Consider the following 19,596-nt stretch of genomic DNA (forward strand, 5'->3'; position numbering starts at 1 on the left):
CGGTTGCCGCAGTGGGTGGCGCGCACCGCCCTCACCGTGGTTCGAGACGGCGCCGGAGCACTCGCGCTGGTGGCGCGCGGTCGGCGTCCGGCCGGGCGGTTCATCGAATTACCCTTGCCCGCAACCGGTTCGACCGCACAGCGAGACGGACGGGAAGCGGCCGCGACGATTCTGCTCTCGGCGACACCCGGTTCCCTGGTGGTCTACTCCGATCCCGAACATTCCCGGATCAGGCTGCACACCCTGCCGCTGCCCGAGTCCGCGCTGCAACGCGCGGTCCGCGACCCGGACCGGCGACGCTGATGTGGACCGTCGCCTCGATCGCCCTGCTGGCGGGCGCCCTGCCGCCGGGAATCTGGTTGTCCGCACGCGGTATCGCGGCCCACCGGCTGGTCGGAATGCAAATGGTCGGAACAGTCGCGGTGCTGGCGCTGATCACGATCAGCCTCGCCGTTCGCCGCCCCGATTATCTGATCGTGGCGACGGTGCTGGCATTGCTCGCCTTCGCCGGAACCCTGGTGTTCACCCGGTTGACCGGGGCCGGCGATGACTGATGCCGCCACGATCGCGGCCGGCGTCGTACTCGGCGCGGCGGTCGTGGTGGCGGTGGCGGCGTCCTGGTCGGCGCTGCGACCGCGCGGGGTGTACGCGCGGCTGCACTATCCCGGCATGCTCGCGTCGGTGACCGGGCCGCTGCTGACACTGGCGGTCCTGCTGGACTACGGCGCCGGTCTCACCACCGCGATCGTCGCCCTCACCGCGGCACTGCTGTGGGTCACCGCGCCGGTGTCGTCGGCGGCGATCGGCAAGCTGAATGTCGTTCTGGGCGAACGGAAATCGTGATGGACGTACTGATCATCCTCGCACTGGTCCTGGTGGCGGTGGCGGCCACCGTCGTGGTCTGCACCGAGAACCCGCAGCGCCAGGCGGTGACGCTGGGCGTCTACGGGGCGCTGTTGTCGCCACTGTTCCTGCTGCTCGGCGCACCCGACGTCGCACTGTCGCAGATCGCGGTCGGCACCGCGGTGGTGCCACTGATGGTGTTGCTGGCCGTGCGGTCGGTGCGCCGGCGGAGACGCTCGTGAGCACCCGGGCGCGCCTCGTGGTGGTCGCCGCCGGAGCCCTCGGACTGGGTGTCGCGCTGATCGTCGCGATACTGCGAATTCCGAGTTTCGGCAACGACTTCCACCCCTACCGCGATGCCGCGGTGACCGAGGCGCTGCACCGCAACAGCCCGAATGTGGTGTCCTCCATCAACTTCGATCAGCGCGGGTTCGACACCCTCGGCGAGGAAGCCATCCTGGTGGCGGCCGTGGTCGGGGCCGCCACACTGCTGCGCCGCACCTCCCAGCCCCGGCCACCGCGTCCGGCGATCGACCCGTCGTCGCGTCCACCGCTGCTGGCCGCCACCCGCCTGGCCGGCTATGTCCTGCTGCCGGTGACCTTGCTGATCGGCGCCGACGTCGTCGTGCACGGCCACCTGACCCCCGGCGGCGGCTTTCAGGGCGGGGTGGTGCTGGCCACCGGCCTGCACCTCTTATATGTGGCCGGCGACTATCGCGCACTGCGGCGGGTCCGGCCGCTGGTCTGGTACGAGACGGGGGAAGCGGTCGGCATGGGCGCGGTCCTCGCACTCGGCGCCGCCGGGCTGGCGGCCGGCACCGGATTCCTGTCCAACTTCCTGCCGAAGGGCACGAGCGGACATCTGTTCTCCGCGGGCACCGTCGCACTGTTCAGCTGTGCGGTCGGCATCGCGGTGGGCAGCGGCGTCGTCGTACTGCTCGCCCAGTTCCTCGAGGAGTATCTGGGCGCCGACGAAGGGGCGAGATGAGCGTATTCCCGTATCTGGTCGCGGTGTGGATCCTGCTGATGGGACTGTTCGGCGTCGTCCGCAGCCGCCATCTGGTCCACACCGTGGTGTGCGTATCGGTGACCCAGTCGAGTACGTACGTGCTGCTGCTGGCCGTCGGATATCGGAAGGGGGCGACCGCGCCCATTTTCGGGCAGGCCAATCCGCCCGGTTCGCCGGTGGTGGACCCGGTGGTGCAGGCCATGGCCCTGACCGACATCGTGGTGTCGGCGACGGTGAGCGCGCTGCTGCTGGCGCTGGTGATCCAGGTGGCCAAGCGGCACGGCACCGTGGTGCCCGATGAGCTACACGCCCTGCGCGGCTGATGGGCGGTTCCGCGAGCGCGCTGCCGCCGTTGATCGTCACGGTGCCGATCGCCGGCGCCTGCGTACTGCTGCTCCTCGGGCGGATCGCACCCCGTCGCCTTGTCGACGCCCTGGCGCTGCTCACCGCATTGGCCACCGCGATCCTGGCCGGGTGGCTGCTGGCCGCGACGGGGTCGGGCGCGGTGGTGACCTGGGTCGGCGGCTGGCACCCCGGGCCGCGGTTCGCGGTGGGCATCGTGCTGATCGCCGACCGGCTGGGCGCGGCCATGGTGCTGCTGATCGCCGTGCTCGCGACCACGGCGCTGCTGTTCGGCTGGCGCTATTTCGACACCGTGCGCGCGCACTATCCGGCTCTGCTGTTGCTGTTCACCGCGGGCATGGCGGGCTACGCCCTCACCGGCGACCTGTTCGACATGTTCGTCTTCTTCGAGCTGATGAGCGTGGCCGCGTACGCCCTGACCGGTCTCGAGATCGAGGAGCCCGAAGCAGTGCAGGGCGGCTTGAGCTTCGCGGTCGTCAATTCGCTGGGCGCCTATCTGTGCCTGTTCGGCATCGGACTGCTCTACGCGCGAACCGGTCAGCTGGGTCTGCCGCAGTTGAGCCTGGCGCTGTCGCAGCGCACGCCGGATGCGCTGGTGCTCATCGCATTCGGGCTGATCGCGACGGGCTGGCTGGTGAAAGCGGCGGCGGTGCCGTTTCATTTCTGGCTGGCCGACGCGCACGCGGTCGCCCCCACTCCGGTGTGCGTCCTGTTCTCGGGCGCGATGGCGCCGCTGGGGATCTACGGTGTGGCGCGGGTCTATTGGGCAGTGTTCGACACCGTGCTGCCGGCCGCGGGCGTCCATCGGATGATGCTGGTGCTGGCCGTGTGCACCGCGCTGCTGGGCACCGTGATGTGTGTCCTGCAGCGCCATATCAAGCGACTGCTCGCCTATTCGACCATCGCGCACATCGGACTGTTCCTGCTCGGCCTGGCCGCATTGACTCCGGAGGGCGTGGCGGCCGCGGCGGTATATCTGGCCGGGCACGCCGCGGTGAAGGGCGCGCTGTTCCTCATGGCGGGAATTCTGTTGTCGCGGTATCGATCTCTCGACGAGGTGCGGCTGTACGGTCGCGCCCGGCGACACCGGGTGGTGGGCGCGGCGTTCCTGCTGGGCGGACTCATGCTGAGCGGAATTCCGCTGTCGGGCACCGGTTTCGGTAAATCGCTGCTGGAGGAGTCCGCGCATTCGGTACCGCTGACCGTGCTCGTGGTCGCGGTGTCGGCGCTGACCGGCGCCGCGGTGCTGCGGGTGGGGTTGCGCGTATTCTTCGGCGTCGGCCGTCCACCCCGGCCGGCGTCGGAGGCGGACGAAACCACCGGTGCGCACGAGACTCCCGATGCCGACACCCCGCCCGGCCGCATTCCGGCGACGATGCTCGCGGCGGTGTTCGCGCTGTTGAGTGCCGGTGTGCTGAGCGGACTTCCGGGACGATTCGGCCGTGAAGTGGCCGCGGCGGCCGCGCAATTCTGCGATCGGATCGGCTATCGAGACCGGGCGTTGTCGGGAGTCGTCTCGGCGCAGTCCGCGCCGGACCTGAGCTGGACGCTGCACGGAACGATCCTCGGCCTGGTGTCCGCCGGGGCCGCGGTGACGCTCGCCCTGCTCGGCATCCACCGGCGAAACAGACTGGGCGACAATACTTCTCGATCATCCGCGGTGATGGCGGTGCGGCAGGGACTGCACCGATTGCACAGCGGGCATCTGGGCGACTACGCGGCGTGGCTGGTGTTCGGCTGCGCGGCCGTCATCGGACTGCTGTGGGTGGGATGAGGCGGTCTACTCCCCCGGCGCCTCGAGCCGGCCCAGCACATGCCGCAGCGCCGGTTCGAGACGGTCGGTGCGGAAGTGATGGCCCGTGGCCAGCAGCCGGGCCGGCTCCACCCGCTGACTCGCCGCGGCCAGCTCCCGCGCGCCCTGCCCGCCCAGCAGCAGCGCCGGACCGACCTGCGGCACCGGCAGAATCGCGGGCCGGTGGACGACGCGGGCCAGCGTGCGGGTGTATTCGGCGTTGCGGACGGGATGCGGTGCCACCGCGTTCACCGGACCCGACAGCGCGGTATCCCACAGCGCGCGGTGGTAGATGTCGATCATGTCGTCGATGCCGATCCACGACATCCATTGCCGCCCACCGGCGATGGGCCCGCCCAATCCGGCACTGAACAACGGCCGCAACAAGCGCAGCAGCCCGCCGGCCGGCGACTGCACCAGCCCGGTCCGCACCCGCACCACCCGGACCCCGGCCTCGCGGGCGGGCCGATCGGCGTCCTCCCAGGCCGAGACCACCTCGGCCAGAAATCCGTCACCGGCCGGACTGTCCTCGGTGAGCACGCGATCGCCGAGGTCGTAACCGTAATAGCCGATCGCGGAGGCCCCGACGAAGGTCGGCAATCCGGTTCGCGCGGCCAGCTCCGCGAGCGCGCGCGTGGGTCCCACGCGGCTGTCGCGCACGCGGCGTTTGTGCTCGTCGGTGAACCGGCCCGCGATCGGCGCCCCGGCCAGATGGATCAGCGCGTCCACTCCGTCCAGCAGATCGGCGGCGGGCGCGGCCGGATCCCACTGCCGCTCGTCGCGTTCGCGCGCGGTCCCGCGCACCAGCCGGATCACGCGATGGCCGCCGGTTCGCAGAAATGCGGTCAGGGCCGTCCCGACCAGTCCCGAGGCGCCGGTGATCGCGATGGTCGACGATCGCAGGCCGTTCTCGGCGGCCCGGGCGTGGGCCGCCAGATCACCAGCCAGCTGCCGGTGACGGTATTCGAACATGGGCCGCAGCAGCGCGGCGGGCACGGGCGTATCCACCTCGTCGACGATCCGGGTGCGCCCCGCGTCGACGGCCTCGAAGCCGTGGGTGTGGCGCCACGGCACCACGTGCGCGAAGGCCGAGGCGGGGCCCTCGGCGACGAGTTCGTCGGCGAAACGGTGCGGCGGGTCGTAGGCGACCGGGTCGTGGCGGGCCACCCAGCGCAGGTTGCCGGGCAGCGCCAGTTCGGCGCGCCCGTCCTTCAGCGATCCCGCCTCGCGGACCACCCGCACCGGTTGCCACGGCGGCGCCAGCCTGGTCAGCGCACCGGGCCGGGTGAACCATTCGAAGACCTCGGCCTGCGGAAAGTCCACGACATTCGCCGATTCGAAACCCATGAGGCGGCAGTACCCCCGCCACACCGGCCCGAAACTGCCGGCCACCGGCACCGCCGGGCGGCGTCGCCGTTCTCACCGCAGCGGGTCGCCCCACGTCGTCCGCTCCCGCAACGCGGCCTTGAGCAGTTTGCCGCCGGCGTTGCGCGGCAACGGCTCGCCCACCACGGTCACATACTGCGGCACTTTGAAGTCGGCCAGCCGTTCCCGGCAGTGCTCGATCAGAGTGGGGATGTCGAGCCCGCCCGGATCGGGGACCACCACGGCGCCGACCTTCTCCCCCATGACCGCGTCCGGCACGGCGAGTACGGCGGCGTCGGTGACACCCGGCGCCGCGAGCAGGACCGCTTCGACCTCGACGCTGGAGACGTTCTCCCCGCCACGGTTGATGATGTCCTTGATCCGGTCGACGATGTGCACCCGCCCCGCGTCGTCGACGCGGACTACGTCACCGGTGTGCAGCCAGCCGTCGATGATGGTGACGGCGTCGGCCTCGGGCCGATTCCAATAGCAGCCGGTGACATTCGCCCCGCGCACGACCAGTTCGCCGACGCCGGGCTCCTCGCCCAGCGGGGCGATGCCGAGCTGGACGGAGGGCACCGCGTAGCCGACCGAATCGGCGTGGTCGACGGCGTCGCCGTCGGGCAGCACCGTCATCAGCGACGCGGTCTCGGTCATGCCGTATCCGTTGAAGACCTGGGCGTTGGGAAACGCCTCTTTCAACGACAGCACCAGCGACGGTGCGATCGGCGCGCCGCCGTAGCCCACCCAGCGCACGGTGGCGGTGTCCGCGCCGGCGAAGTCGGGGTGCCGCAACATCAGCGCATAGACCGCCGGCACCGTCACCAGGAACGAAATCCGCTCCGTCGACAGCGCGGCGATCAGCTCTGGAACACCGAGCGCCGGCATGATCACCGCGGTGCCACCGAGATGGACGGCGGTCAGCAGCTGGGAGTTGCAGCCGGTCACGTGGAACAGCGGCACAGAGATCAGCGTCCGCATACCCTCGCCGATATCGCGGGGCAGTCCGATGCAGCGCACCATGTTCTCGGCATTGGTCACGAACGCCTCGTGCGTGGTGGGCACACCCTTGGGATGGCCCGTGGTGCCCGAGGTGTAAAAGATCGCCGCGCTGTCGGAAGCCGAAAGATCCTGCGTCACAACCGGATCGCCGTCGGGAAGCGGTACGCCGGGAGCGAGGTCGATCCGTGCGCCCGAATCCGCCAGCACGAACTCGACCTCCGGCCCGGCCGAGCGGATGTTGACCGCGACGGCGATTCCGCCCGCCATCACCGTGCCCCAGAAGGCGAGCACCCAGTCGACCCCGGCCGGATACCGCACCGCGACACGGTCTCCGCGTTCCAATCCGGCCGCACGCAGACCGCCGGCGACCCGAGCGGCACGCTCCCACAACTGCCGATAGGTCAGGCGATCCGCTCCGAGTTCGACGACCGCTTCACTCTCGGGCCGCGTCTCCACCTGGGCGCGCAGCATATCCAGCAGTGTCGCCGGGAGGCCGGTGTAGTGCGCGACACCGTCACGTTCGGCGATGCCGGTGCGCGGAAAGGGATTGTCGCGGCGCGAAATCTCGATCACCGCGGGTTCGGTTGTCATCAGTGCATCTCCTCGATCGGCCGCGTTCGCACTTCGCCGGGCGCGCAACACATCACGGCCCGTGCAGAGCTCAGGCACCGAAATAGCGGCGCGGGTTGTGGACGAGCATGGTGTCGATCTGCTCGTCGGTGACGCCGCGCGCCCGCAGCGCCGGCAGCACGTCGTCGCTGATATGGGTGAAGTTCCAGTTCGGCACGGCGGCGGCCTTGCCCTCCTCGGAGAACCAGTCGATGAAACACGCCGCGTCGTGGGCGAGGACCATCTTCTCGGCGTACCCCCGCTCGACCAGTCGCACCACGGTGTCGACTCGCTCCTCGAACGGCAGCAAGACGTCGAGTCCGAATCGGTCCATGCCGAGATAGGAGCCGGCGTCGGCGAGTGCGCACAGATAATCCAGATCGGTGCTGTCGCCCGAGTGCCCGATGACGACCTTGCCGAGATCCACCCCCTCCTCCGCGAGCACCTTCTGCGCGATCAGGGTGCGTAGAGGTGCGCGTCGCAGATGCGGACGATGGCCTCGGCCAGGACGTCGGGGGCCAAGGGCAACGTCAGATTTCCCTGGCGCTGTTCGCTGTCGAGCAGTTCGGCGACCATGCGCGCCGACGTCGATTCGATCCTGCCGGGGAGCAGCGCGAGCCGGATGAACAGCGCCGGTTCGCGACTGGTGAGCGTCCGCAGCGGTTCGGACTCGGCGACCGCGTTCATCACCCATAGTTCTGCCGCATCTCCTCGCCGAGCACGAAAACGTGCTCGTGCATCAGCACCTTGCCCAGGGCGGCGGTGTCGAGGGGTCCACGGACGGTTTCAACGGTAGACATCGAATTCCTCGGGGGTATCGGCGACGAGCAGGACAGCCATGAAGACCACCGGAACAATGTGATCCACGCCATCCTGTGTGAGACACTGCGCAAGTGTGTCTCAGAGTCGAGGATTCGTCAACCAGCTCGATACGGCCGCCGAGCCGGCACGGCCTGCCGCGGTATGAGGAGATGGACGACATGATCGCTACTTCCGAGGGGCGTCGCGCCGTCGACGCGGCGACGAAGCTGTACCTGGCGGGCGAACAACTCGACATGTCGGTGCTCGCCCGCGACCTGGGCATCGGACGCGCGACGCTGTACCGGCACGTCGGCAACCGGGACGACCTCATCGCGACCGTGCTGGCCGAAGCCACCGAACGCACCTACCGCAAGGTCTTCACCACCGCCACGGGATCCGGTGCGGCCCTCGTTCTCGACACCCTCGAACGAGGCCGCGCCCGCCCTATCCATCGGCATCCCGCTGACCGCGGCGGTGGTGATCGGCGGGTTCACGGTGCCGAAACCGGCGCCGAAGATCGCGAACATCACGACGAGCTGCCAGACCGGGGTATCGGGCCGCAGCGTGGTCAGCAGCGCCGCGGCCGTCGTCATCAGAATTCCGGCGGCGACCAGCGAGGGCCGGGTGCCGAAGCGGCCGACCAGCCGGCCCGACAGCGGCGAGCAGATCAGCATCCCCAGCGCCATCGGCAGGTAGAGAAGTCCCGTGTGCACAGCCGAATAATGCCGTACGCCTTGCAGATACAGCGAAGCGCTGAAGAGGAAGGCACCCAGTCCGGCGAACGCGCAGATCGCGGTGACGGTGGCCGCCGCGAACGGCACGCTGCGGAAGAACCGCAGATCGATGAACGGCGAGCGGTGCCGCCGTTCGGCGTAGAGGAATCCGGCCAGTGCCACGGCCGTGATGCCGAAGATCTCCGGGCGATGTTCGATCAGCCCGAAGACCAGCGTGAACATCACCACCACAGCCAGCACCTGGCCGAGCGGGTCGATCCCGCGTGCGGTCCGCGACTTCGATTCCGGGACGTAGAGCGTGGTCAGCGCCAGCGCGACCGCGCAGATCGGCAGATTGATCCAAAACACCGACTGCCAGCCCAGCGCGTCGATCAGCACGCCGCCGACCATCGGGCCGATCGCGGTGGAGATGCCGACCACCGCGCCCCAGACGCCGACCGCTCGCGCCCGTTCGACGCGGCCGGTGAAGACCGTGGTGATGATCGACATCGCGACGGGATTGAGCATCGAGCCGCCGACGGCCTGGATGAAGCGCGCCCCGATCAGCATGTCGATATCGGGAGCGCGGCGGTCGCCTCGACCAGCCGCCAGATCGGCGTCAGCGTCGGAGTCGCGCTGTGCGGGCTGCTGTCCGGGGCGGGACTGTGGTGGGTGGTGGCCGCTCTCGCGGCGGGCGTCGGGGTGCTGGGCATCGCCGCCAACACCGGATGGGCACTGCGCTCGCGCGACCGGATCGCGCCCCTGCTCGAACACAAGGAGCCCGCCCGTGTCTGACGACGAGCTCACCGTCGCCGCGGAGCCGACGCCCGACGAGGTCTGGCGCGTGCTGACCGATGTCGTCAAGGACACCCGCGACACCTGGAAGCGCGCGGTGGTCGATCGAATGGGCATGCCGTTCAGCAGATTCCGCGTGTTGCGGCGACTGTTGCCCGGTCCGCTGCCGCTGAAGGAACTGGCCCGGGTGGCCACCATGGACGCGCCGGCCACCACCGTGGTGGTCAACGATCTCGAGGCCCGCGGTCTGGTCTCGCGCGAAACCGCTCCGGACGATCGGCGGCGCAAGCTGGTGACCATCACCGATGCCGGGCGGGAGGTGATCGCGCAGGCGATGGCCACTCCCGATCCGCCGCCGCCCACGCTCACCGCGCTGTCCGCCGAGCAGTTGCGCACCCTGCACGATCTGTTGCGGCTGCTCTAGGCTCGGGTCGTGGCCGAAGAGACAACACCGGAGTGGGCGCCCGGCCTGTCGTCGGGTTTCGAACTGGGCACCGACGGGCCCCGGGTGATCATGGTCGGCATCGACGGTTCGGATGCCTCCTGGCGCGCGACCGCCTATGCGGCCGGATTGGCCCGGCGTCAGAACTCCCTGCTGGCAATGGTTTACGTCCAGCCGTGGATGGCCATGGCCGGCGCCTACGGCGTCGACGTCCAGGGCGCGACCGCCGAGATGGCCGAGGATCTGGCCCGGCAGGTACGCGAGCACGCGGAGAAGGTCAAAGACGTCTACCGCACCCGCTGGAAGTTCATCACCCGCCGTGGCGATCCGTTCACGGTGCTGGCCGAGGCCGCCGACGAATTGAAGGCCGACGGCGTCGTGGTCGGCGCGTCCGAGAAGGCCGGGCACCGAATTATCGGCTCGGTCGCGGTGCGTCTGGTGAAAGCGGGGCGCTGGCCGGTTACTGTCGTGCCCTGAGCTCCGTCGGCGTCCCGAAGTGATTGGGACGCGGCATCGGGGGAACCCGCCGGAACGAGACCGTTGAGGAAAGGGTTTTCACTATGTTGATTCGCCGCCTTGCCCGACCGCTGCTGGCATCGGTGTTCGTCGTCGACGGAGTCGACACTCTGATGCATCCCGAGCCCCGGGCGCAGGCCGCCACCACCTTGGTATCCCATGGGGAACACCGGCTGCCGGATTCGGTATCGGCCAAACTGCCCTCCGATCCGGCGAAAGTGGTGCGGATCAATGCCATCGTCCGGGTCGGCGCCGGAACGCTGCTCGCGCTGAATCGCGCACCCCGGCTCTCGTCGCTGGCGCTGGCGGTGACCGTCATCCCGGCCACCGTGACCGAGCAGGACTTCTGGAACGAATCGGATGCGCAGCAGCGTGCCGCCAAGCGCACGGCCTTCCTCAAGGACGTCGGTCTGCTCGGTGGCCTGCTCATCGCCGCGGCCGACACCGAGGGCAAGCCCTCGCTGGGCTGGCGGGGTCGCCGGGCCGCGCGTAAAGCCGCCGCCGCCCTCCCGTTCACCGCCGCCACCACCGACACGGTGCGGGATCGCCTGCAGCAGCAGGCCGTCCGCGGCCGGGAACTGGCGGCGGTGGCCGCCGACAAGGGCGCCGACCTGGCCTCGGTGGCGCAGTCGCGCGGCGCCGAACTCGCTTCGGTGGCCCAGTCGCGCGGCGGTGAACTCGCCGAGGCCGCCCGCGAACACGGCACCGAATGGGCGGAACTGGCGCGCACCCGAGGCGCCGATTTGGCCGGCACCGCTCTCGACCATCGCGGCGAGTGGGCCGAGCTGGCCAAGCGACGGGGCGCGGATCTGGCCGAGGCCGCCCGCGAACACGGCGGCGACTGGGCCGAGCTGGCCAAGCGCAAGAGCGCGGAACTCGCCGACACCGCGGGCGATCACCGGGGCGAATGGGCCGAGATCGCGAAGCACCGCGGCAGCGAATGGGCCGAAGCCGCCCGCGAGCACGGTGGCGAATGGGCCGAGGTGGCCAAGCAGCGCGGGTCGATCTTCGCGCGCCAGGCCCGCAAGCGCGCCGAGAAGGCGGCCGAAGCCGCCCGCGAGCGTGCGGAGACGGCTCGCGAGCGTCTGGCCGAAGCTCGAAACGGCAAGTGACACATCGTTTCTCACCGGCGCCGGATCAGGCGCCGGTGAGAAACGCCGTCATCGCCGCGGCTACGGCCTCGGGTTGATCGAGCATCGACAGCACGTACGCGTCGTCGATCTCCACCAGCCGGCCCGCGGGCAACAGTTCGGCGAGGCGGCGCCCGTGGTCGCGGGGCATCGGCGCGGCCTGCGGGGACCACAGCACCAGCGCACGTCCGGGGAAGTTCCGCAAGGCTTCGGTATCGGCGATCAGCTGCGCGGCCGGTGGCAACACCCGGCCGTATTTGCGCACGTCCCGGCCGATATCCGGATTTCGCAGGGCGGGTTCGGTCCAGCCGCGCATCAGTTCGTCGGGTACCGGATAACGCGCCATCTGCCCGTAGATCAGCGACGAGCGGCGCAACAGCCCGATGCGCAACTGACGCAGCACGATCGGTAGCGCGCCCGGGACGCGCAACGCCAGCACCGCCAGCTTCCCGGGCAGCCCGGGCGGGAAGTTGTCGAAGGCCTCGCACGGCAACACGATCAACTGGGCGACCCGTTTGTCGAGGCCGTACGCGGTGAGGAACAGTCCGCCGCCCCAGTCGGAATGCACCAGGGTGACCTCGCGCAGGTCCAGCGCGTCGAGGAAATCGGCGAGCACCACGTTCTGGCCGCGAATACTCAGATCCGCGTCCGCCCGCATCGGTTCCGGATGCGAGCCGAGCGGCAGCACCGGCCGCACATAGCGAAAACCACTGGGCAGCAACGGCATCACCCGGTCCCAGACCGTGTGATCGATGAGCAGTCCGTGCAACAGCACGACCGGCGGCCCCTGGCCCTCCTCGACGTAATGAATCGGACCGGCGGGAACTTCGACGACCGGCATACCCCTGCCACCTCCGCATCGGAATCGCGCGACGACGCTGTGAACAACGCGTTCACCTCGTAGAACGTTCGCTCTAGAGTGTGTGTTCTAGTATGGGAGGATGTCCGAGACCGTGTCAACCCCGACCGTCGAGCGCATCGTCACCGCGACCGCGGAACTGATGCGCCGCCAGGGCTACGGCGCTACCAGCGTCAAACAGATCACCGCCGCCGCGCGGGCTCCGATCGGGTCGCTGTATCACCACTTCCCGCAGGGCAAACAGCAGATCGCGGCCGCCGCGCTGCGTACCAGCGGCGCCGCCTACATCCAGCTGCTACCGCTGCTGATGGACCCGTACCCGGACCTGCGGGTGGCAGTGGTGGCCGCGTTCAACGCCGCCGCCGAACAGATCGAGCAGTCCGGCTGGATGAACATGTGCCCGGTCGGCACGGTCGCGGGCGAGATCGCCGACAGCGAACCGGCGTTGCGGGAGGTGACCGCCGAGGTGATGCAGTCCTGGATCGACCAGGGCAGTGCGTACTTCCGCGCACGCGGACTGCCCGCCCCCGCGGCCCATACGTTCGTGATCGCGGTCCTCGGCGCCCTGGAGGGTGCGTTCATACTCAGCCGCACCCTGCGCTCGACCGCCCCGATCGAATCGGCCGGGCAAGCGATGGCCGCCTATCTCGACACGCTCACCGAAACCCACTCCCCCGCAACGATGTCCGAGGGATGAATTAACCGATCAGCCCACGCTGAATTCGGCCGTGGTGCCGGTGAACGGAACGGCGGCGTCACCGTCGCGGCGGTCACCGCGGTATTCGATGCGGTAGCGCCCGGCTTCCGCGTCGGCGGGCACGGTCCAGTGGATGGCGATCCGCGAGGCCGCGGGCTGGCCGGGCGGGCGCGACCAGTGCAGTTCGGTGCACCAGTCGTTGTCGTCGAAGACCGCCCGCCATTGCTCGCCCTCGGCGCGCTGTACCTCGAAATAGCTTCCGCCGGTGTGCAAGTCGTTGGCCGGGTGGGCGCCGCAGAACTCGACCGTCACCGTATCGCCGTGACCGTAGCCGGGCTTCGGACCGGTGATCACCTCACCGAATGCGCGCCCGGTCATCGGCACATCGGCCGGCACCGGCGGCAGCAGATTCGGCTGCAAGCCCGCGGTCCAGTCCAGCGGGGCCGGGCCGCGGCCGAGGTCGACGCGTGCGGCCACCGCACGGGCCAGCCGATCGAATTCCTGCACATAGGCGGGCAGGGTCCAGCGGCCGAACAGCGTTTCCCCGCCCTCGTACTGCTGGGAGGCGTATTCCTCCGGCGTGGTCACGTAGCCGCAGTACCCGTTCGAATAGCCTTGCAGCAGCACGTTTTCCAGCGGGACGGACAGGGCGTGCGCCACCACCCGCCGGATCCGCAACCCCGAGACCACCGTGTATTCCGCCGGCCCCGAGGCCAGCACCAGATCGCCGATCCGCAGAATCTGGATCGGCACCGTCAGCGGGACCCACGGGCGCGGCGGCAGCACACCCAGCGGCGCCACGATCAACTTGGGCGCCTGCACATCCCGCATCCACTGCTCGATGGGGCCGTCCAGTCCGCCCAGCGCGGCGACGACCGGATCCGCATTGCCTTCCTGCAGGAACGACAGCTGGGTCTTCCAGTTGTCCTCCGAACTGGTCGCGGCGGCCGCGGCGCCCATCATGGCGGGCGCGGTGCGGGCCGGTTTGCCGTCCGGCGTGTAGGACCCGTCGATGGCGGTATCGGCCATGTTCAGATAACGCAGCGCGGCATCCACTCCCCCGCTGCGCATCGGCCGCGCCGCATCGAAAGCCGCACGGCCCGCGCGATATTGGCGCTCGCCGATGAGAGAACAGTTGAGCCGGTTTTCCTCGGTGGGCCCCGACGGATGCCACGGCGTGAGTCCGATATTCGGCGTCATATCACCGGCGTTGGTCTGCGCGAACGCCGCCACGAAGCCGGGCTTTCCGGCGCCCGGACGCACTCCCATCTCGTCGTGCTCCCAGCGGTAGCTGGCATAGCCCTTGTTGTCGGCCGAGATGAGCGTATTGGCGTCGGTAAGCGATGTCCCGTGCGTCGCGAACCAGGTGATCGCGCCGATGTCCTTGCCGCCCTGCCGCAATCGCAGCACCGTCACCTGCGGATCGATCGCATTCGGGAATGCGGCCTTGTCGTCCGGCGGGTTCAGGTCGAAGGCCACCCGGGAGCGGTTGGCCGAGGCGTCGTGCAGTTCGCCGTGCCCGAGCGACAGCGTGCCCGGCGCCAGATTCTCGTGCGCCGCCACCAGCGCCGCGACGATACCGTCCACCTCGGCTTGATGGGAATTGTTCTGAAAGCCGTATGCGGCAAGGGAATAGGCGTATTCGCGAGCGGTGCCACCGCAGGAATTGTGATTGTGGGTGGCGTTCAGGTTGACGTTGCGCTCGGTGTACAGGGCACCGAATCGCTGTGCCAGCCGCTGCATCACGGCCAGATGGACCGACTGGAACAGGCATGCGATATCCGCGTTGACGAAGGCCACCCGCTCGCCACTGGCCCGGTCGACCACGATGTAGGCGCGCGCCCAGGTCCGCATGAGCAGCCCGGTCGCGACCTGGTCGAGTTCGGAGTAGCCCATCATGCCCTGCCCGGCGACCGCGCCGGTCACATCGGCGATGCCGGCGCCGACCAGATATCCCGCCTCGTCGCCGGTGACCCGGATCGGTGCCGCCCCCGCGGAAGCGGTGGCCCCCACTCCCGCGGCCACGGCCGCGGTCACGGTGCCGGCCAGCATCGATCGCCGGGTAAACGTCACTGATCGCTCCTTCGATTCCGGCCGCCACGCTGCGACCGCCTCCTCCAACCGTGTGCACCGGAGATTACTGGTCACTCGTCCAGTACGCCAGCCCCGATTTCCCCACCGGGCCGGGTTACTCGATGGGCGCGGTCAGCGGCAGTGCGATCACCGAGGTGCCGACGTGCACAGTGAACGGACCGGGTTCGGTGTCCCAGCCCGCGTCGGTCCAGTCCTGAAAGGCTCGCTGCGGCAGCGAAATTCGCACCCGGCGCACCCCGCCCGGTTCGGCGGTGACGCTGGCGAACGCGGCCAGCCATCGCACCGGCCGCTCGATCGCACTGTCCTCACGGGACAGATAGACCTGGACGACCTGCTTACCGGTCCGCTCGCCGATATTGGCCACGGTCACCTCGACGTCGTGGCCGTCCACCGCGAGATCGCTCAGCTCCCACACGGTGTAGCCGAGTCCGTGGCCGAACGGATACGCCGGCTGCACACCGGCCCGCAGCCAGGCGCGGTAGCCGATGTGCACGCCCTCGTCGTAGTTCAGGGTGCCCTCGGAGTCCGGCGTGGTGTCGCGGACCGGCACGTCGGCGAGTTCCTTCGGCCAGGTGGTCGGCAACCGGCCGCCGGGTTCGGCCGCGCCGGTCAGCACGTCGGCCAGTGCGGCGCCGAATTCCTGACCGGGGAACCAGGACAGCAGCACCGCGGCCACGTCGTCACGCCACGGCATCTCCACGGGGGCACCGGAATTCACGACCACCACGGTGCGCGGATTGACGGCGGCGACCGCGGCGACCAGGTCGTTCTGACGGCCGGGCAGCGCGAGGGTGGCCCGGTCGCGCCCCTCACTCTCCAGCTGTTCGGTGGTGCCGACGACCACCACGGCCACCTCGGCCCGGCGCGCGGCCTCGACCGCCGCGGCGAATTCCTCCTCGGGCGCGCGTTCCGGCCGCGCCACGACCAACCCGACGCCCAGGATCATGCCCAGCCCCGCGGCCGCCGACGCACCCGATCCGACCGTGATCCGGACGTCGACCTCCTGGCCGGCGGCGAGTTCGCACGCCACGCGGCGCTGCGGCGGATCCAGCAGTGCCGCAACGGGATCCGAACCGTCGAAGGCGATATCGGTGTCGATCACGGTCGCGCCGTCGAGTTCCATCACGCAGTGACCGAGCGCCGCGGCACCGAGCTGCCACTCGCCCGCCACATCGGCGCGCAGTCGCGCGCGCAGTTCGATCGCCGACGCGGCCGCCGCGTGCGGATCACCGAACAGCACCAGCCGGCCCGCCGTGCGGTGCTGGGTGTCGAGGACACGCTCCCCGTCCAGATAGCGCAGGCACAGCCCCGGTGTGCCGGTGGCCGGGTCGGTGACCAGGTCCAGCGGCGCAGGTATCAGGTCGTCACCGGTGCGCACCCCCGGCGTGTGGGTGACCGGCAGCACCGCCGACAGACCCTCGACCGGCGTGACGGTGTGGTCGGGGATCACGGTCGCGCTGCCGCCGCCCATGTACCGCGGCTGCGCGGCGGCGGGCCCCAGCAACGCCACCGAGGTCCGCGGCGGCAGCGGCAGCACACCGTCGTTGTGCACGAGCACCATCGCGGCCGCGGCGGCGCGGCGCACCAGATCGTGGGCCTGTGTGGCGGTGAAGTCGGGCACCGGCTCGGGCTCGTGCGGGGCCAGGGCGCCGACGCGATCGGCGAAACGCAGGATGCGCCGGACCTTGTCGTCGATCGCGGACTTCGGCACGGTGCCGGCCGCGAGCGCGTCGGCGAGGGCCGGACCCCACAGCGGCGACGGGCCCGGCATGCACAGGTCGGTGCCGCGCGCGGCGCCTTCGGTACTGCGCACGGCAGTCCAGTCCGAGACGACCACGCCGTCGAATCCCCAACTGCCCTTGAGGGGTTCGTCCAGCAGCGGCGATTCGGTCATGGTGATGCCGTCGACGCTGTTGTAGGCGGCCATCACCATCCACGCCCCGGCCTGCACCGCGCGTTCGAACGGATACAGGTACAGCTCGTGCAGGGCGCGCGCGGCGACGCGGACGTCGACGGTGAACCGGTCGGTCTCGGAATCGTTGGCCACGAAGTGTTTCGGGCAGGCGGCGACGCCGTGTGCCTGCACCGCACGCACATACGCGGCCGCCATCTCCGCGGTCAGCATCGGGTCCTCGGAGAAGCATTCGAAATGTCTTCCGCCGAGCGGAGATCGGTGCAGGTTCACGGTGGGCCCGAGGACGGCGTAGACGTTCTTCTGCCGGGCCTGCGCCGCGATCAGGGCCCCGATCTCGGTGAGCAGGTCCCGGTCCCAGGTGGCGGCCAGCGCGGTTCCCGACGGCAGGCTCACCGAGGGATCACGTTCGTCCCAGTTCTCGCCGCGCACACCCGACGGCCCGTCGGATACCGGCATCTCGGCGAGGCCGATCGCGGAATCCCCGGCCAGACGGAACATTCCGGCTCCGGAGATGAGTCGTAGTTCGGCCGCCGGATCCAATTGCGTTGCCAGCTGCTCGATCCGGTCGTGCATCGGCTGCCCCGTTTCGTCTCGACTGCGAATCGGCCTCGACGCTACGGGATATCGGCGGGTCGGCGCCGTATTACCTGGCGCGCGTCGGGGTTAGCGCAACCGCAACCGGACCATCGGCAGCGTGTCGACCGGCGCGCCGGTCGCTCGTTCGATCACCGCGCGCAGGTTCTGCCAGGCCCGGGGGTGGTCGTGGATGTAGTGCGCGAGCGCCGCCGCCGATTCGGCCTCGGTCATCGCCGTAGCCGTCGCGGGTACCGCGCGCCGGGTGCCGACCCACAGCCGGACGTTCGAGTCGGCCTGGATGTTGCGGTACCACTGGGCGCGCGTGCCGAAGCCGGACACGATGACGTACTCGCGGGGCCCCGGGCGGTCGACCACCTCCAGCACCACGTGCCGCTTCGCGCCGCTCGTGCGGCCGATATGTTCCATCATCAGCAGCCGGTGCCCGAAGACGAATCCGAGACCCGCGCGATACAGCCCGATCGGGGCGCGGACCAGGATCCTGGTGTGCAGTGCCCGCGCACCCAGCCCGGCGGCGAATTCGGCGAATGCCATGGTGATCTCCTAGTCGACAGTGAACCGGGGCCGCTCGTCGCCCGAGTCGCCCCGCACGCCCGCGATCCGCAGCAGCGGCGTCCCGAGGTCGAGTGCGCGGGTTCCGGGGTCGATGAGGCGATGCAGAACCAGGCCGTCCAGCGCGGCCACCAGCACGACCGCGGTCGCCTCCGGATCGGGGACGGATTCGTCGGCGCGCAGCCGGGCGGCGATCGCGGCGCGGAATTCGGCGAGTACGGCGGCCAGGCCCGCGCGCAGCCGTTCGTGCCGGGTGGCGGCGAGCAGCATTTCGCTGAACACCCGGGTATCGGTGTCGGTGTCGTCGTAGCCGCCGATCAGCGACAGCAGTGCGGTGATGCCGGCCGCGGTGTCGCCGAGCAGGTCGGTGGGCACGTCGTCGACCAGCCGCCGCATCATCCGCAGCGCCGCGTCGATCAGCAGGTCGTCCACCGATCGGAAGTGATAGTGCACCAGCCCGGCCCGCACCCCGGCCCGTTCGGCGACGAGCCTGGTCGTCACCGCTCCCCAGCCGCGTTCGGCGATCAGTTCCGTCGCGGCGTCCATCAGCCGGGCCCGCGTCTCGCGGCCCTGTTCTTCCGCGGTGACCAACGCACCTCCTTGGTCGTTCGCCTTGGGCGAATGACCAAACTATACCGCGACGGCGGGAACCTCCACAAGAGGCCGTCGACCCGCCGTGCGCCACGCTCGCGGAGTTGGTCCCGGGTCAGGACGGTGTGATAGGGAATTGTCGTGTCATGCACCCCTTCCGTTCATCCCCTCTACACCGCCGCGCCGCCATGCCCGCGACGGTGACGGAGGCGGCCGTCGATCGCGCGCGAGCGCTCGGCTACCGCCGGGACCTGGACGGATTGCGCGGACTGGCCATCGCGCTGGTGGTGGTGTTCCACATCTGGTTCGGCCGGGTGTCGGGCGGGGTGGACATCTTCCTGGTGCTGTCGGGCTATTTCTTCACCGGTTCGCTGCTGCGCCGGGCCGAGTCGAGCGGTGAGGTCGGCATCGGCCTCACTCTGCGGCGCACCGCCCGCCGGCTGTTGCCCGCGCTCGTGGTGGTGCTCGGCGCCGTCGTGGTCGCGACCGTCACGCTGCGGCCGTACACGCAGTGGGGTGATCTGGCCGGCCAGACCCTGGCGTCGCTGCTCTACTACCAGAACTGGCGGCTGGCGACGACCTGGTCGGACTATCTGGCCGCCGATCCGTCGGTGAGCCCCCTGCAACACCTGTGGTCGATGTCGGTACAGGGGCAGTACTACCTCGCGGCCCTGCTCGTGGTGGCCGCCACGGTATGGGTGTGCCGGAGACTCGGGCGCAAGCGCGCGATGCGCCCGGCGCTGGCCGCGGTGATCGTGGTCGCCGCGCTCGCCTCGTTCCTGTACGCCGCGCAGGGTTCGGCGACCCATCAGGGCTGGAACTATTACGACAGCGCCGCGCGGGCGTGGGAACTACTGGTCGGCGCCGGATTGGCACTGGCCGCCGCCTCGCTGCGCGTGCCGCGGGTACTGCGC

At 69.9% G+C, this 19,596-nt stretch carries 20 protein-coding genes and 3 pseudogenes; 12 read left to right on the forward strand and 11 right to left on the reverse strand.

The features are described 5' to 3' along the window. The 7 genes from NN2_RS37965 to NN2_RS33145 form a co-directional block, all read left to right on the forward strand. Nucleotides 1–303 (forward strand): hypothetical protein (locus NN2_RS37965; protein ID WP_218022092.1); only part of this gene is annotated, 303 nt, incomplete at its 5' end. After that, nucleotides 303–554, forward strand: coding sequence for an MrpF/PhaF family protein (locus NN2_RS33120; protein WP_030518389.1), 252 nt, complete (start codon nt 303–305; stop codon nt 552–554). The genes NN2_RS37965 and NN2_RS33120, both read left to right, overlap by 1 nt. Beyond that, on the forward strand, nt 547–843 hold the full coding sequence (locus NN2_RS33125; RefSeq protein WP_063018962.1) for a monovalent cation/H(+) antiporter subunit G: 297 nt from the start codon (nt 547–549) through the stop codon (nt 841–843). The genes NN2_RS33120 and NN2_RS33125 overlap by 8 nt, the downstream gene beginning before the upstream one ends. Beyond that, nucleotides 843–1,085, forward strand: a complete 243-nt coding sequence (locus NN2_RS33130) for a DUF4040 domain-containing protein (protein WP_064906952.1) — start codon at nt 843–845, stop codon at nt 1,083–1,085. Before NN2_RS33125 ends, NN2_RS33130 begins: the two co-directional genes overlap by 1 nt. Next, a complete protein-coding gene (mbhE, locus tag NN2_RS33135) occupies nt 1,082–1,831 on the forward strand; it encodes a hydrogen gas-evolving membrane-bound hydrogenase subunit E (RefSeq protein ID WP_063018966.1) in 750 nt (249 codons plus the stop codon). The genes NN2_RS33130 and mbhE overlap by 4 nt, the downstream gene beginning before the upstream one ends. Then, a complete protein-coding gene (locus tag NN2_RS33140; RefSeq protein WP_063018968.1) occupies nt 1,828–2,175 on the forward strand; it encodes a sodium:proton antiporter in 348 nt (115 codons plus the stop codon). The genes mbhE and NN2_RS33140 overlap by 4 nt, the downstream gene beginning before the upstream one ends. After that, nucleotides 2,175–3,989, forward strand: a complete 1,815-nt coding sequence (locus NN2_RS33145; protein ID WP_063018970.1) for a complex I subunit 5 family protein — start codon at nt 2,175–2,177, stop codon at nt 3,987–3,989. Before NN2_RS33140 ends, NN2_RS33145 begins: the two co-directional genes overlap by 1 nt. A 6-nt stretch (nt 3,990–3,995) precedes the next feature. Here the strand turns inward: NN2_RS33145 and NN2_RS33150 are convergent, their stop codons facing one another. From NN2_RS33150 to NN2_RS33165, 6 genes and pseudogenes are all read right to left on the reverse strand, one after another. Then, entirely contained in the window at nt 3,996–5,354 is a 1,359-nt protein-coding gene (locus tag NN2_RS33150) for a TIGR01777 family oxidoreductase (protein WP_063018972.1), read from the reverse strand. 72 nt (nt 5,355–5,426) lie between these two features. Further along, complete coding sequence (locus NN2_RS33155; RefSeq protein ID WP_063018992.1) at nt 5,427–6,947, reverse strand: class I adenylate-forming enzyme family protein; 1,521 nt, start codon at nt 6,945–6,947, stop codon at nt 5,427–5,429. 88 nt (nt 6,948–7,035) lie between these two features. After that, nucleotides 7,036–7,443, reverse strand: a pseudogene (locus NN2_RS33160) (phosphotriesterase family protein); the annotation flags it as partial. Further along, entirely contained in the window at nt 7,440–7,670 is a 231-nt protein-coding gene (locus NN2_RS37970; RefSeq protein ID WP_169812478.1) for a QsdR family transcriptional regulator, read from the reverse strand. The pseudogene NN2_RS33160 and the gene NN2_RS37970, both read right to left, overlap by 4 nt. A 5-nt stretch (nt 7,671–7,675) precedes the next feature. Continuing rightward, nucleotides 7,676–7,783, reverse strand: a pseudogene (locus tag NN2_RS37530) (phosphotriesterase family protein); the annotation flags it as partial. 429 nt (nt 7,784–8,212) lie between these two features. Then, a pseudogene (locus tag NN2_RS33165) lies at nt 8,213–9,082 on the reverse strand (MFS transporter); the annotation flags it as partial. A gap of 202 nt (nt 9,083–9,284) precedes the next feature. Here NN2_RS33165 and NN2_RS33170 point away from each other — a divergent pair. From NN2_RS33170 to NN2_RS33180, 3 genes are all read left to right on the forward strand, one after another. After that, nucleotides 9,285–9,716: a MarR family winged helix-turn-helix transcriptional regulator gene (locus NN2_RS33170; RefSeq protein ID WP_030515781.1), complete on the forward strand. Its 432-nt coding sequence runs from the start codon at nt 9,285–9,287 to the stop codon at nt 9,714–9,716. A gap of 9 nt (nt 9,717–9,725) precedes the next feature. Beyond that, the gene (locus NN2_RS33175) at nt 9,726–10,211 is read left to right on the forward strand and encodes a universal stress protein (RefSeq protein ID WP_227462811.1); all 486 of its coding nucleotides are present in this window, start codon (nt 9,726–9,728) and stop codon (nt 10,209–10,211) included. A gap of 83 nt (nt 10,212–10,294) precedes the next feature. Then, nucleotides 10,295–11,362 (forward strand): DoxX family protein, encoded by a 1,068-nt coding sequence (locus NN2_RS33180; protein WP_063018974.1) that lies wholly within the window; start codon nt 10,295–10,297, stop codon nt 11,360–11,362. 25 nt (nt 11,363–11,387) lie between these two features. Here the strand turns inward: NN2_RS33180 and NN2_RS33185 are convergent, their stop codons facing one another. Then, nucleotides 11,388–12,221 (reverse strand): alpha/beta fold hydrolase, encoded by an 834-nt coding sequence (locus NN2_RS33185; RefSeq protein ID WP_063018976.1) that lies wholly within the window; start codon nt 12,219–12,221, stop codon nt 11,388–11,390. Nucleotides 12,222–12,321: 100 nt separating this feature from the next. Between NN2_RS33185 and NN2_RS33190 the strand changes: the two genes are divergently transcribed. Continuing rightward, the gene (locus NN2_RS33190; protein WP_063018978.1) at nt 12,322–12,936 is read left to right on the forward strand and encodes a TetR/AcrR family transcriptional regulator; all 615 of its coding nucleotides are present in this window, start codon (nt 12,322–12,324) and stop codon (nt 12,934–12,936) included. A gap of 9 nt (nt 12,937–12,945) precedes the next feature. Here NN2_RS33190 and NN2_RS33195 read toward each other — a convergent pair whose 3' ends face one another. The 4 genes from NN2_RS33195 to NN2_RS33210 form a co-directional block, all read right to left on the reverse strand. After that, complete coding sequence (locus NN2_RS33195; protein WP_156511543.1) at nt 12,946–15,009, reverse strand: neutral/alkaline ceramidase; 2,064 nt, start codon at nt 15,007–15,009, stop codon at nt 12,946–12,948. A 115-nt stretch (nt 15,010–15,124) separates the two neighbouring features. Beyond that, nucleotides 15,125–17,518: a beta-glucosidase family protein gene (locus tag NN2_RS33200; protein WP_063018982.1), complete on the reverse strand. Its 2,394-nt coding sequence runs from the start codon at nt 17,516–17,518 to the stop codon at nt 15,125–15,127. 90 nt (nt 17,519–17,608) lie between these two features. Then, the gene (locus tag NN2_RS33205) at nt 17,609–18,073 is read right to left on the reverse strand and encodes a nitroreductase family deazaflavin-dependent oxidoreductase (RefSeq protein WP_063018988.1); all 465 of its coding nucleotides are present in this window, start codon (nt 18,071–18,073) and stop codon (nt 17,609–17,611) included. Between the two features lie 9 nt (nt 18,074–18,082). After that, entirely contained in the window at nt 18,083–18,682 is a 600-nt protein-coding gene (locus NN2_RS33210) for a TetR/AcrR family transcriptional regulator (RefSeq protein ID WP_063018990.1), read from the reverse strand. A gap of 188 nt (nt 18,683–18,870) precedes the next feature. Between NN2_RS33210 and NN2_RS33215 the strand changes: the two genes are divergently transcribed. Continuing rightward, on the forward strand, nt 18,871–19,596 hold a 726-nt coding region (locus NN2_RS33215), incomplete at its 3' end, for an acyltransferase family protein (RefSeq protein WP_156511544.1).

The sequence above is a fragment of the Nocardia nova NBRC 15556 genome (assembly GCF_001613005.1).
Lineage (GTDB): Bacteria > Actinomycetota > Actinomycetes > Mycobacteriales > Mycobacteriaceae > Nocardia > Nocardia nova.